At 36.3% G+C, this 14,235-nt stretch carries 10 protein-coding genes; all 10 read left to right on the forward strand.

Annotation, left to right across the window (positions count from 1 at the left end; all coding sequences use genetic code 11):
* Positions 1–91 precede the first annotated feature (91 nt).
* The 10 genes from BN853_RS03530 to BN853_RS03575 all read left to right on the forward strand — a co-directional run bounded on the left by BN853_RS03530 (position 92) and on the right by BN853_RS03575 (position 14,233).
* The gene (locus BN853_RS03530; RefSeq protein WP_157869930.1) at positions 92–3,739 is read left to right on the forward strand and encodes a hypothetical protein; all 3,648 of its coding nucleotides are present in this window, start codon (positions 92–94) and stop codon (positions 3,737–3,739) included.
* A gap of 136 nt (positions 3,740–3,875) precedes the next feature.
* A complete protein-coding gene (locus BN853_RS03535) occupies positions 3,876–4,340 on the forward strand; it encodes a hypothetical protein (RefSeq protein ID WP_030004573.1) in 465 nt (154 codons plus the stop codon).
* Positions 4,341–4,376: 36 nt separating this feature from the next.
* Positions 4,377–4,898 (forward strand): PaaI family thioesterase, encoded by a 522-nt coding sequence (locus BN853_RS03540; protein WP_030004574.1) that lies wholly within the window; start codon positions 4,377–4,379, stop codon positions 4,896–4,898.
* Positions 4,876–6,417, forward strand: a complete 1,542-nt coding sequence (locus tag BN853_RS03545; protein ID WP_052591209.1) for an ABC-F family ATP-binding cassette domain-containing protein — start codon at positions 4,876–4,878, stop codon at positions 6,415–6,417. The genes BN853_RS03540 and BN853_RS03545 overlap by 23 nt, the downstream gene beginning before the upstream one ends.
* 2 nt (positions 6,418–6,419) lie before the next feature.
* Positions 6,420–7,799, forward strand: coding sequence for an MATE family efflux transporter (locus BN853_RS03550; RefSeq protein ID WP_030004576.1), 1,380 nt, complete (start codon positions 6,420–6,422; stop codon positions 7,797–7,799).
* 9 nt (positions 7,800–7,808) lie between these two features.
* Complete coding sequence (locus BN853_RS03555; RefSeq protein WP_030004577.1) at positions 7,809–9,173, forward strand: amidase family protein; 1,365 nt, start codon at positions 7,809–7,811, stop codon at positions 9,171–9,173.
* 171 nt (positions 9,174–9,344) lie between these two features.
* On the forward strand, positions 9,345–10,412 hold the full coding sequence (locus BN853_RS03560; protein ID WP_030004578.1) for a BMP family lipoprotein: 1,068 nt from the start codon (positions 9,345–9,347) through the stop codon (positions 10,410–10,412).
* A gap of 92 nt (positions 10,413–10,504) precedes the next feature.
* Positions 10,505–12,103: an ABC transporter ATP-binding protein gene (locus tag BN853_RS03565; RefSeq protein ID WP_030004579.1), complete on the forward strand. Its 1,599-nt coding sequence runs from the start codon at positions 10,505–10,507 to the stop codon at positions 12,101–12,103.
* Entirely contained in the window at positions 12,087–13,250 is a 1,164-nt protein-coding gene (locus BN853_RS03570) for an ABC transporter permease (protein WP_030004580.1), read from the forward strand. The genes BN853_RS03565 and BN853_RS03570 overlap by 17 nt, the downstream gene beginning before the upstream one ends.
* Entirely contained in the window at positions 13,250–14,233 is a 984-nt protein-coding gene (locus BN853_RS03575; protein ID WP_030004581.1) for an ABC transporter permease, read from the forward strand. The genes BN853_RS03570 and BN853_RS03575 overlap by 1 nt, the downstream gene beginning before the upstream one ends.
* The last annotated feature ends 2 nt before the right edge of the window (positions 14,234–14,235 follow it).

Here is a 14,235-nt window from a genome sequence, read left to right on the forward strand (position 1 = left end):
GTCATTATTTTAAATTTCATTTGAATTACTTAGTATTTCATTTCGAATCTACTTACTTTAGTGTTAAAATAACGACAAAGGAAGTGGTTATATGAGTTTTACAGGAGCTAATATGTTAATGTATTTTAATTTTCTAGCGATAGCGACAATCGGATTTGCGATACTCGGTGGCTTTTTAAAGGGTTTTTTCAAAACAACCTATTATTTTGTAGTCACTTTGATTGTCTTCATCGGTGGCTTTATTGCAATGCCTTTTATCACATCTTATTTAATGGAAGCTGACTTATCATTTTTTAACCAATACATACCGGCCAGTCTTGAAATCGAACTCACAACGATAAAAGAAACCGTCGTCAGGTATTTAATCGAAATGAATCCGTCACTAGAGGCTGTCTTAGTCGAAGAGAGTGACGCTTTGAGACTTGTCTTTGGAGTGACACAAATGGCTTTAAATCTGGTCTACATACTCGTCTTGTATGTGTTTAATTTAACCCTATTTAAAGTGATTGGTTTTGTTATTTACTTATTTATTAAGCCGAGTAAAAAAGACAAATATGGCAATAAACGCTCAAAGAAACGCCTATTAGGCGCACTAATGGGTGGGTTGCGAGGCGTGTTTGCGGTAATATTATTAGCTATCCCATTTTCTGGGATTGTCTCAATCGGCAACAGTGCATCTTATCTAATCGAGCAACAAGACGCATACCCGGTAATGATGACACCGGAAGGCTACGGATTTGTTAGCTACTCAGAGGAAATTGAATCCGCTGAGTTAATTGAGTTTTTAGAGGGCTACCGTGATACTTACGTTGGACAGATCGCGTCTTTTATAAAAGTAGATGACGTCGCACTCGATGAGTTCGTCTTTGATGCATTCTTTAGTGTTAAAGCCACATCAAATGGCAAAGAAGTATCGGTTAAGTTTAGAAAAGAACTTGACAACATAGCCAAACTGTATGAAAAACTAATGACCCTCAATGATGGCAGTAGCCAATTTGACGAGGCGTTTTTAAAGAAACTATCGGAGGATGATGTTAATGAAATTCTTAACTACATAGAGTCGCTTGATCTGATTAAGGTGATTATCCCTGTGTCAGTGGAGTACTTTATTCGTAGTGGTGAATTTGATGACATGATCGAAGGTTATGAAGATTTAATTACCGTAGAAAAACTAAAACAAATCGATCTGGTCAATGACATTAAAGGGCTAAGTCCTATTTTTACGGATCTGATTAGTCTTTTAGACGAAGACACATCGATTGATGATCTTAATTTCTTGACTTTAGACGGGATTACCGTTAAACGTGTATTTACTAACATAGGCGAGCTAAGTGTGGTTAATCAGCTCGTACCTGTCCTTTTTAATTGGTTTGTAAATTCAGATACAATGACGGATTTACTAATGAAATACGACTTAACGAAAGAAGATATCGTTGTCCCAACCGCTGAGACACTTCAGAATGACTTTGTCAATTTAGGTGATTTATACATCGCATTTCAAGCGTTAGGTTTTAGTGATGTATCTCAGTTTGAACAACTTAGTGACCCATTAGTGATTGATTCAATCGCTGATGAAGCGTTAAGTCAGTTTATTCAAACACTCTTTAGTTTTGAGCTACTAAGCGATAATCAAACGGTATTAACAGAGATTATGTATGATTATCTAATCGAAGTATTACCAGTTGAGTATCAACAAGTATTTTTAAAGACAGATATCAGTTCCAATTTTAACGCAACAGAAATGACAAATTTAGTCTTACTATCTAAGCTGCTTCTATCTGCAGGTATCGTTTCTGAAGAGTTTAGCTATGAAGATCTATTAACAGAAGAAAACATAAATAAACTTGCCTCACGTATGTCTGCTTCAAATTTACTTTCTTCTAAAATGGATGATCTTTTAGGCATACTAACCAATCAGTTTAGCCTACCTTTTGTTCTTGAAATCCCAGCTGAAACGACGTTTAGTGGTGAGACTGGAAAAGAAGAAATTAAAGGCTTGTTAAATTCAATTCGCATCATACTTGATCAAGGTATTCTAGAAGAAACGTTTGATTTTTCTCAATTAACGAGCGAGACAATTGATGAACTTAGCATCCATCTAACCAGTTCAAGTGTGATTAATCACAATCTAAAATCGATCATCGAACAAGTGATTTCAAACACCGGTTTTGATTTTAGTGTGTCTTTAGATGACGTCGTCTTTGACCAAACCGAAATATCAAGTTTACTCAAATCAGTAAAAATCATTATCGAAAACGGCTCGAGCCTAGATGCGATTACCTCATTAAATGCATCTGACATTAATACCCTAAGCCAATCGCTTGTCATCACAAATACCTTGAAGGATGAATTAATTACCTTGACGAGTCAGAATGGTGCACTATATGAAGTACTTTATATCCCTGAAAATGTGACATGGCATTCGACATTAACGAATGTTGGTGAGGTCGAGTCTTTCTTACTTGCCATTCAAATGCTCAATATCACTGGCGGTCTTGATCAAGTTAGCTTAGACATTGATCAAATACTAGATAAGGATATTGATCAGCTCTTTAGATCAAGGATAATAGAAGAAACCAGTGTTAGACTACTTAAAGACTTAGTTGAAACGGGTGCATTGAGTCTTTACTTAGAACCACTAGATACTCAAAATCAACAGTATCAATGGTATAAAACGAGTCCAAACGGTAGTAGTGATGCAATCTCACTCATCGAGTCAATTCAACAATTAAAATCGATTGGTATTGATTATGACGATTTTAATTACCAAGCGGTGCTCAACGCATTACAAGTGCCACAAAATGTCATCGTACTTGAAAATGCCCTACTAGATTCAACCATCTTAGAAAGTTCACTTGAAAAGATGTTAAATCGTTTGTTGATTACCGAGGCAGGCTTTAATGTGGTCATTAATACCAATGATGATGAAAACTACTTTAAAGGCACACCAGAAAACGAAGGAGAGCTCCATCGACTGCTTAATGGACTTGTCAGCGCAAATGAATTAATGAATTTTGACTATCTTACGCTTTCAAGCGCTAATAAAACGGTGTTTAAATCCAACTTAAATCAAATCAATGAATCCGAAATTCTAAGACAACTATTGGTTGAACTACTTGATAGCAGTCTGCTAGACTCGGTCTCTAACTATAAAGTTAGTCCAAGACCACAATTAACTAAGGCAATGTGGACAAGTGAAATCGATGCATTAGTCGATCTATTCGTGCTATTTAACGAAGGATTGAATTTAAGTACATTAGATATTACAACACTTGATGACCAATCGGCTGACAACTTAGGTCAATCAATTAACCTACTTTCAAGTAGCTATTTACTTGATGTCAATCAAATCAAACCGGTGATAAAATCTGGTTTTGAAACGGTGTTTTCTACCACACTAAGTCCATTAGGTGAGGTTTCTAGTCCGACTGATTCGTACCAAGATAAGGTTCAAAAATGGGCGGACGAGTCGTCTAAACTGGTTTCATTAATCAAACAATTTGATGAAATCAACCCAATCAGTGAAGGAAGAATTAAAGGTAATTTCGTTGGAGACACACTGTTTGCAGAAACGTTAGGTGGTTTCCTTGATGAAGCAGAAAACTCAAGTATGTTAAATCCGATTGTAATTGAACTTGCTTATGGCATACTTGATCCAAGTTATCATGCCTACGTGGATACAACCAATCAAACCTATGAAGAAATCATGGTTCAGATTCACGGCTTAATGTGGTTGTAAAAAGAATATTCTAAAATGTCTGGTCACTGGCTCAGACATTTTTCCATTTTGAGGCACAATTATGGAAAAAATAGCGTCAATGTATGGTAATATTTATATAGTGAAATATTAATCATGAGTATAAGGCGGTAATGATATGCAGGAATTCATCTACTTTTTAATTTTTTTAGGTATAGCGTTTATTTTATTGTGGTTATTCTTACAGTCGATTAAGAAGAAAAACATGGAAAAACTTGAAATAGAACTAAGACAATTTGGCGAAGTGACTCGTCAAAAAGACATCTACGATTTTACATTACAAATTGAGAACTCGATTTATAAAATCAAAGTAATCTACGCTTCTAATCTCAAAGAAGTGTCATTCAACTCAAAAAAACATTGGCAAGTCTCAAATGCAAGTGGCTCTAAAATGTTGGATACTAAAGGTTTTGAGACCTTAAGTGGCAACAAAATCATCTTAATATACCCAACACCTGAACGCGTTTTAAGATACATAAATGAAAATGAAGTGGTATTTGTAAAACCTTCCATGGATATTTGGGGAATGAATGTTCTATGTTTAAATGACCTAGAAGCATACTTTACACAGGTTAAAGAATAATTAAGACATCATACGAATAAGAATAGAGGTAAATTGATGATTTATAAAGTTACAAATAAACAATACAACGCAGACGACTGTTTCGTTTGTGGTACACAAAATGACTCAGGACTACACATGCACTATTATGAATTAAATCAATCATTTCTACTAGGTGTTACTTGTGGGAAAAATAGCCATCAAAGTTACCCTAAACGAATGCATGGTGGGATTATTACGGCACTTTTAGATGAAACCATTGGACGGGCGATTAGCATTGATGAGCCAATGTGCTGGGGTGTGACCACATCAATCGAAGTTAAATTTAGAAGACCCGTTTCACTAGATGAAACGATTTATGTTTTGGGCTACATCACTAAAAACAGAAGTCGCACGTTCGAAGGCTATGGCGTCATTCTTGCTAGCGATAAAAAGACGGTTTTGGCCGAATCTAATGCGAAATACCTGAAACAAGATATTAAAGATATATTAGGGAATGATCACTTGTCAGGTTGGCAATTGATACCGGATGACAAAAAGGAGTTTGAATTATTCTATGAGTTTATTAGAAGTGAATAACGTTAGTTTTAGATACGATAATAATGATTTACTAGTAGACGCAAATTTGCGTCTATTTTTAGGCGAACATACGGTTTTAGTAGGTCCAAACGGGGCGGGGAAAACCACCTTCATGAATTTATTGAATGGGCATTTAAGCCCAGACAAAGGTGAAATTAATTGGCTGAATAACGTAAAGGTAGGTTATCTTGATCAATACGCGAAAATTGACCCTAAAATGACGGTTAAATCCTACCTTCTAACGGTATTTTTACCATTGTTTGAAAAAGAGCTCCAAATGGAAAAACTATACGAACAAGTGGCTCATGCCAAAAACGAGGCTGAAATGGAAAGATTTCTGAATATGGCATCTTCCATCGGTGATTATTTAATCGAACAAGACTTCTATGCGATCAAATCGAAATTAGGGAACATTATCCACGGTTTAGGTATGCAAATGGAGGTACTTGACCAAGAAATTAAAACACTCTCAGGTGGGATGCGAGCGAAAATCATCTTAGGTAAACTCTTATTAGATGAGAGTGATGTATTATTGCTTGATGAGCCAACCAACTTTCTTGACGTCAAACACATTGAATGGCTATCTAAGTTTTTGGTCAACTACCCAAAAGCGTTCATCGTCGTGTCACATGATGAACATTTCTTAAAGGAGATTGCAACTACGGTTGTTGCGATTGAGAACAAATCGATTGAACGATACAAAGGAAACTTTGAGTATTATTTAAAAGAGCGTGAAATACGTTTTGAGATGTCGTCAAAAGCGTATGATTCGCAACAGAAGTTTATCAAAAAGCAAGAAGATTTTATTCAAAAAAATATTGTGAGAGCTTCAACAACTAAGCAAGCTCAAAGCGTTAGAAAAAAATTAGAGAAATTAGATGTGGTCGAAAAACCAACGAAACAAAAGAAATTACACTTTGTTTTTCCGTTTTCAACTCAAACGGGTAGAGATGTTTTAAAGTTAAATGATTTAGTCATTGGGTATTCAAATCCACTTTTAAAGCCAATTTCTACGGTGATTAATAAGCAACAAACAATTGTAATTACTGGGAAAAATGGTGTAGGTAAATCTACGTTGTTAAAAACGATTTTAGGACGTATTAAACCGATATCGGGCAGTTTTGAATGGATTGATACAGCCAAAATAACCTATTTCTCTCAAGAGTTTGAATTAGAAGAAGAGCGTACCGCTTTTGAACTAATCCATTATTTATTAGAAGGGGTAGACAAAAAGGCGGTCTACACACTGCTTGCTCGCTATGGAATTAGCTTTGAGATGGCTAACCGTAAGATAAAGAGTCTCTCAGGTGGTCAAAAGACCAAGGTTCGATTGGCGCTGATGGGGCAGGAAAAATCCAATGTATTAATCCTAGATGAACCAACCAATCACTTGGATCAAAATGCTAAGGATTCTTTAAAAGAAGCGATACTTAGCTATCCTGGTGTGGTTATTCTAGTATCACATGAAAAGAAATTTCATTCGGATTTAGATGCGATTGAAATAGAACTGAAGGGCTAAGTATGAAAAAATTAATCGGTAGTAGACTATTCTATAAAGAAGTGATTGCGATTATCATCCCGATCATGATACAACAAGGGATCACAACCTTCGTTGGACTTTTAGATAATATAATGGTTGGTAGGTTAAATGTTGATGCCATTGCTGGTGTTTCAATTGCCAATCAAATTATCTTTATTGTTACCATCGCTTTGGTCGGTGGATTAGCTGGTCCGGGGATCTTTATTGCTCAATATTATGGCGCAAAAGACGAAGAAGCACTCAAGCAAGCGTTTCGTGCAAAAATGATACTAGCCGTTATTATTACGGTGGTATCCATGGTTGTTTTATTCTTGTTTGGTGAAACGTTCGTAAGAGCATTTGCAAAAAATGATGATCAATCCTTGGGCGTATATAATGAGACGGTAATCCGATATGGACTTGATTATTTAAGGGTCATTACACTAGGCCTTCCATTCTTAGCGGGTGTTCAACTTTACGCCTCTACGTTTAGAGAAGTTGCACAAACCAAAGTGCCAATGTTTGCAGGGGTCATATCGGTGTTAGTGAATTTAACCTTCAACTGGATGTTGATTTTTGGGCTTATGGGCTTTCCTCGACTTGAAGTCCAAGGGGCTGCTATCGCCACATTTATCGCAAGAATTGTTGAGTTTAGCATACTGATTATAATCGCTTACAAGTATAAATTGGTGTTTACCCAAGGCATATTTCACAAATTTGAAATTGAAAAGAAACGCTTTAAGAATTTAGTAAAGAAGAGTTTACCATTATTAACCAATGAGTTATTATGGAGTTCAAGTATGACCATTCTTCTTTGGGCTTACTCCCAACGTGGGACAAGTGTGACTGCGGCTTATAATATTTCAAATACAGTAGCTAACCTATTTTTCATTATATTTGGTGCATTAGCAACAGGGATTGCCGTTATGGTAGGTAACGAACTTGGGGCGAATCAAATTGAGAAGGCTAAGGAAAATGCATTTAAGCTATTATTCTTCTCTGTGATCGTATGTCTCGGGTTTGGTGCAATACTTGCGGTAATCGCACCATTTGTGCCGTATTTATATAATGTCACACAAAGTGTTCGAGACCAAGCGACGCAATTTATGTGGGTGATTAGCGGATTGATGTGGATTTTTGCGTTTAATGCGGGGTGTTTCTTCATCTTAAGAGCAGGCGGTTTGGTACTAACAACCTTGTTTTTCGATTCATTTTTTGCATGGATTGTGATCTTACCGATTGCAGTCATTTTATCACTCTACACAACGATACCTGTGATTGTCATATATTTAGCTGCTGAGGCAACGAACATAATTAAAGCATTCATTGGATTTCATATTGTTAAAAAGGGGAAATGGGCAAAAAATTTGACTCACAATTAGGAGGTAGTTATGACTTTTAAACTGGAAACATTGAGCATTGATGAAATTGTGGTTCTCTTAGATCAACAACAGTTGACCTCAAAAGACCTAGTCAACTACTATTTAAATCAAATCAAACAGTACGACAAGAAATACAATAGTGTTGCAATCATTAATGAATATGCAATAAACGACGCACAAACGCTTGATTTAGAAAGAATAAAAGGTCATAAACGTAGTTCATTACACGGCATACCAATATTAATTAAAGACAATATTGTGACAGCAACAATGCCAACCACCGCAAATTCAATGGCATTGCATGACTTAGTTGGCCACACCGATGCACCATTAGTTCAACAATTGAAAGAAAAAGGTGTCATTATCCTAGGTAAAACAAATCTCTCTGAGTTTGCCTATTTTATGAGTTATGATCAAATGCCTTCTGGGTATGGTTCGCTTCACGGTCAAGTAGTGCACCCATACGATCCACGTATTGATCCACTGGGTTCATCAACCGGAAGTGCCGTTAGCGTTGCTGCAAATTTAATCCATTTAAGCATTGGAACGGAAACCAACGGTTCATTAATGGCTCCGGCACTACAATGTGGTATCGTTGCAATTAAGCCAAGTTTAGGTTTAGTGGATGGCGATTTGATTTTACCAATCTCAAAACGTCAAGACGTGGCTGGTCCAATGGGAAGAACCTTAAGTGATTGTGTGCATTTGTTGACACTGATGAGTAAAAACAATCGAGATTATCAGTCTTTTTTGAAGACTAAAACAAAAGACCTAAAAATTGGATTCATTCAATATGAAAACAGTCCATATAGTGACGAGGAAATAAATATACTAAAAAAAGCAAAAGAAATCTATTTGAGTGAAGGTTATCAAATCAAAGAGCTTAGTTTTATATTAGAAGACTTAGAGAATCATTTAACACTCGAGTATGAGTTTAAAAACGATTTAAATCATTTTTTAGCGGATAAGAGAATCTCGTCTTCAATGAAGTCATTAAATCAAATCATTGAATTTAATCTTGAAGATAAAAAAAACCGTATGAAATATGGGCAATCCATATTAACGAGTTCACAACAAAAAGGCAGTCTGATGGATGATAACTATAAGGCATTGATTGAAAAACAAGAAAAACAACTTTCAAAATATGAAAACTTGCTCGATGATGTGGATCTCATCATTTCAACAAGACGAACATCCTACGCTCCAATGCTCGGTTTACCGTCCATTTCAATTCCAGCAAAACCAATACTTGATTTGACCCCAAGAAGTCTTATCTTTGTTTCAAGACGATTCGATGAAGACAAACTAATCGAAATCAGTTATTTGTATGAACAAAAAACGAACTATCGCTATCAACATACTGAAATACAATAGTCCGTTTTTTTTATTTATAAAGTTATCACAAAATGTGTTTTCTCTCTTGTATGAAAACGTTTTAAATGATAAAATGAATATGGTTTAAAAAACATAATTAACAGGAGGAAGAAATGAAGAAGCTTTTAGTTTTACTATTAGTATTTGTTTCTGTGTCAGTGTTAGCGGCTTGTGAAAAAGACGTTCTTGATCCAGAAAAACCAAAAAATTGTCTTAATTACCGATAAAGGTGACATTACAGACAAATCATTTAACCAAGGTTCATACGAAGGGGTTAAAGCATATGGCGATAAAAATGATATCGAATACGCTTATTTAAAACCTCAAGATGCAACCGATGCAGATTACATTGTTGCTATTGAACAAGCAATCGCTGATGGTGCAACGATTATTGTTACACCAGGTTACTTATTTGAACCAGCTGTCAATGAAATGCAAGTTGATTATCCAAATGTCAAATTTATTCTTCTAGATGGCTCTCCAGCAAACGTTGAAGGTGGCAAAATTGAGAAGAACGTTTATTCTGTATTTTACGCTGAAGAACAATCAGGTTTCTTAGCTGGTTATGCGTCAGTTAAAGATGGTTTCCGTAAATTAGGTTTTATGGGTGGTATGGCAGTCCCTGCAGTACAACGTTTTGGACATGGATTTGTTCAAGGTGCGGCTGCAGCAGCTAAAGAATTAGGCTTAGCTGAAGGCGCTGTAACAATCGATTATTTATACACAGGTGACTTTAAAGCTACTCCAGATGTACAAGCTGCAGCTGCAACTATGTACAATGCTGGTGTTGAAGTGATCTTTGCTTGTGGTGGTGCTGTCGGACAATCCGTTATGGCAGCGGCTGCAGGTGCATCAAATGAAACAGTTAAAAAATACGTCATTGGTGTTGACGTTGACCAAAGTTTTGATTCTTCGACGGTCATCACATCAGCGACTAAGAATCTTGCAGCATCCGTTGAACAAGCATTAGAAGCTTTATTCGAAACAGGTAACTGGGATAAAGATTTTGGTGGTAAATCAGTGGTACTTGATGCATCAAGAGACGGTGTTAGCTTACCTATGGCAAATTCTAAATTCAGAACATTTACAGAGGCAGACTACAAAGTAATTTTTGATAAATTAGTTGCAGGTACTGTTGAAGTAGATAACACTATCGGTGCATTTGGTGACGATGGTTCAGCTTCAAAGCAATTTGAAACAACAGAAGCAAAGGTTAATGTAATTAAATTTGGTTCATAATTTTAAATAATTAATTAATGTAGGATAAGGGAAGAATACTTTCCTTATCCTTATTTTAATTAAATGTTTCATCCATAGAGAGGTGTAATAATATGCATGACAAAGTCATCGAAATGAGAAATATAACCAAAGCGTTTCCTGGCATTATTGCGAACGATCAAGTCAATTTTGATCTAAGACGCGGGGAAATCCATGCGCTACTTGGTGAGAATGGCGCAGGTAAGTCGACCTTAATGAGTATACTATTTGGTTTATACTTACAAGATTCTGGTCAAATATTGAAAAACGGGCAAGAAATTGTTATTAATAGCCCAAATGATGCGAATCGATATGGAATTGGCATGGTACACCAACATTTCAAATTAGTTGAAGTATTTTCAATTCTAGATAACATTATCATGGGAGTAGAGCCTAATTCATATGGTTTTTTAAAGCGCAACGAAGCCAAACAAAGGATTGAAGACCTTTGCAAACGATATGAGTTATCGGTAAATGTTCATGATAGGATTCAAGACGTTAGTGTGGGCATGCAACAACGCACAGAAATATTAAAAATGCTTTATCGTGAAAACGATATATTGATTTTTGATGAACCTACGGCTGTCTTGACGCCACAAGAGATTAAGCAATTAATGGCAACCATGAAGAACCTCACAAAAGAGGGGAAGTCGATTATATTTATCACTCATAAACTTGATGAAATCATGGAAGTATGTGATCGAGTAACGGTTTTAAGACGAGGTAAAGTCATCGATACCGTCGATGTTAAAAATACATCAAAAGAAGCCCTTTCAAAAATGATGGTTGGAAGAGACGTTAATTTTGTCATCGATAAAAACAGAAATGAAGTCGGTGATGTGGTTTTAGAGCTTGAAAACATTTCCGTTATTTCCAATCGAACAAAGAAAAAAGTACTAGATAATGTGTCATTTAAGGTGAGACAAAAAGAAATTGTCTGTATTGCCGGTGTGGATGGAAATGGTCAAAGTGAGCTTGGTTTGGTTATTTCAGGATTAATCAAAGCAAATGAGGGAAAGATTATGTTAAATGGACATGATATTACAAATAAGTCCATACGCTATCGAAATGATAACGGCATGAGTCATATCCCAGAAGATAGACATAAGCACGCTGCGGTTTTACAAGAAACGTTAGCGAATAATCTGGTTTTAAAAAAATATCACCTTGAACCTTTTCAATCCAAAGGCATCATTCAACCAAAAGAAATTAATAAACTAGGACAAGAATTAATTGACCGGTTTGATATTCGAAGTGGGCAAGGATTAAAAACAAAATTTGGATCCATGTCTGGTGGAAATCAGCAAAAAGCAGTCATTGCTAGAGAAATTGATAAAGATTCTGATTTAATCCTATCAATTCAAACCGTCCGTGGTCTTGATGTTGGTGCAGTTGAGTTTGCGCATAAAAAATTAATTGAACAACGAGATAAAGGCAAAGCCGTATTAATGATTTCGTTTGAGCTAGATGAAGTAATGAGTGTTAGTGATCGAATTTTAGTCATGTACGAAGGCAAAGTGGTTAAAGACGTCATGTCGAATGAAATCACAGTTGAAGAGCTCGGACTTTATATGGCAGGAGCTAAAACAGATGATGTTATAGTCGATCAAACATATCAAAAAAGACAATTGAGTTTGGCAAAGGAGAAGACAAGTCATGGAAAAAAAGTTTGATTTAAAACTGGCTTGGAATAGATTTAAATCCAAGGAATGGTTTCCGACATTTACAGGTTCACTCCTAGCTATTTTACTAGGTATAATGATTGGGATTATATTGATTCTAATACTTAACCCATCAAATGCTTCCTTGGGTATTGGAAGATTATTAAAAGGCTCATTCAATCACCCAAGAGGTGGTATGATCGGTTTTGGCCAACTGCTATATAACTCAACACCGATCATCTTAACTGGACTTGCCGTAGCATTTGCGTTTAAAACTGGTTTGTTTAATATTGGTGCAAGTGGTCAATACACGTTAGGGCTGTTCGCAGCATCACTTGTGGGCATATTAGGTGATTCCTTGGGGCCTGTGCAGTGGATTGTCGCCTTGCTAGTTGGCGGACTTGCAGGTGCAATTTGGGGTGCGATTCCTGGGGCATTTAAAGCATTCTTTAATGTTCATGAAGTGATTACAAGTATTATGTTTAATTACGTTGGAATCTATTTTGTTGTCGGGATGTACAAGTCAGATTTCTTGAATACACGTGTGATTAATGGGACAACCAATCGTACGTTAGTTGTGGATCAAGCAGCAAGAACACCTTATGGGCCATTTAATGACTGGTTTAGAAACTCAGGGTTAGATATTGGGATTTTGATTGCCATGTTGGTTGCTGTTGTTCTTTACTTAGTTTTATATAAAACAGTATTCGGACGAGAGTTACGAACGGTAGGTCTAAATAAGGACGCGGCAAAATACTCGGGAGTAAACGAAAAGAAAAACATCATTTTATCAATGGCCATTGCAGGATTTGTTGCAGGTCTTGGTGGGGCACTCTTTATATTAGCACCAAGTGCAAGAAATTTAGGAAATGCCTTCCCACTTGAGGAAGTGATTGCAAGTGCCGGATTTGATGGTATTCCTGTAGCATTACTTGCAAACAATAACCCAATTGCAGTGATATTTACGACTTTTTTTGTTGAATACATCAAACTTGGTGGTAGTTCAATGCAAAGCGTTGGATTCGTATCTGAAATTGTCGATATTATTGTTGCAATTATATTGTACTTTAGCGCATTTACACTCTTTATGACTCAATATTTTGGTAAAGTTGTAAAGAAAAAAGATAAATTAGTGATTAAAAAGGAGAGTGACGTTTAATGGCATTCTTTATTAGTCAATCGTTATTTTTTATCATTCCATTGCTAATTGTTGCTTTAGCGGGGATGTTTTCTGAAAAGAGTGGTACTGTAAATATAGCCCTTGAGGGAATTATGGTTATTGGTGCATTTTGTGGTATTTTCTTTTTAAATCGTATGCAAGCAGCGGGTGTTTTATCTGATAATAAGCAATTGTTAATTATGCTTAGTGTATTTGTTGGTGGTTTTGGTGGTATTGTTTTTGCGTCATTGTTGGGCTTTTTAGCAATCAACATGCGTGCCGATCAAACCATTGGTGGAACCGCACTTAATATTCTAGCCGCTTCATTAGCGATTTTCTTAGCAAAAACACTTCAATCAAATGGGGCTGCTCAAATTGGATTTGATCCACAAGGATTTAGCTTAGGCGGTAAATTTTTAAGAGATGTATTTCCAAACATAAACTACATATTTTTTGATCGAGCTTACATTACAACTTATTTTGGTCTATTACTCTTTGGGTTATCAACGGTTATCATTTACAAAACACGTTTTGGCTCACGTTTATCTGCTTGTGGTGAACACCCTGAGGCAGCACAATCCGTTGGTATCAATGTTGTATTCTACCGCTGGGCTGGCGTTTTAATCTCAGGTTTTCTCGCTGGTATGGGTGGTGTGATCTACATATTACCAATTTCAGTTAGTTTCGAAGGTACCGTCGCAGGGTATGGATTCTTAGCGTTAGCGGTATTAATTTTCGGCCAATGGAAACCGGTTCGTATTTTATGGGCTGCGATTTTCTTTGGAATGTTTAAAGCGCTATCGGTCACATTCTTTGGTATGGATTGGGTAAAAGCGCTGTCTGAGATTTGGCCATTATTTCCGTTTGGAATGGTATTTAAGATGTTACCTTACCTAGCAACCATGGTTGTGCTTGCGATATCATCGAAACGATCGTTTGCACCTAAGGCTTCTGGTAAACCATTTATTGCAAAAGGACGTTAATT

Origin of the sequence: Paracholeplasma brassicae (genome assembly GCF_000967915.1) — a bacterium.
In the GTDB taxonomy this organism is placed as follows: domain Bacteria; phylum Bacillota_I; class Bacilli_A; order Acholeplasmatales; family UBA5453; genus Paracholeplasma; species Paracholeplasma brassicae.

Coding starts and splice junctions, on each gene's coding strand:
- BN853_RS03530 (WP_157869930.1), top strand. CDS start 92: ATGAGTTTTACAGGAGCTAATATGTTAATGTATTTTAATTTTCTAGCG.
- BN853_RS03535 (WP_030004573.1), top strand. CDS start 3,876: ATGCAGGAATTCATCTACTTTTTAATTTTTTTAGGTATAGCGTTTATT.
- BN853_RS03540 (WP_030004574.1), top strand. CDS start 4,377: ATGATTTATAAAGTTACAAATAAACAATACAACGCAGACGACTGTTTC.
- BN853_RS03545 (WP_052591209.1), top strand. CDS start 4,876: ATGAGTTTATTAGAAGTGAATAACGTTAGTTTTAGATACGATAATAAT.
- BN853_RS03550 (WP_030004576.1), top strand. CDS start 6,420: ATGAAAAAATTAATCGGTAGTAGACTATTCTATAAAGAAGTGATTGCG.
- BN853_RS03555 (WP_030004577.1), top strand. CDS start 7,809: ATGACTTTTAAACTGGAAACATTGAGCATTGATGAAATTGTGGTTCTC.
- BN853_RS03565 (WP_030004579.1), top strand. CDS start 10,505: ATGCATGACAAAGTCATCGAAATGAGAAATATAACCAAAGCGTTTCCT.
- BN853_RS03570 (WP_030004580.1), top strand. CDS start 12,087: ATGGAAAAAAAGTTTGATTTAAAACTGGCTTGGAATAGATTTAAATCC.
- BN853_RS03575 (WP_030004581.1), top strand. CDS start 13,250: ATGGCATTCTTTATTAGTCAATCGTTATTTTTTATCATTCCATTGCTA.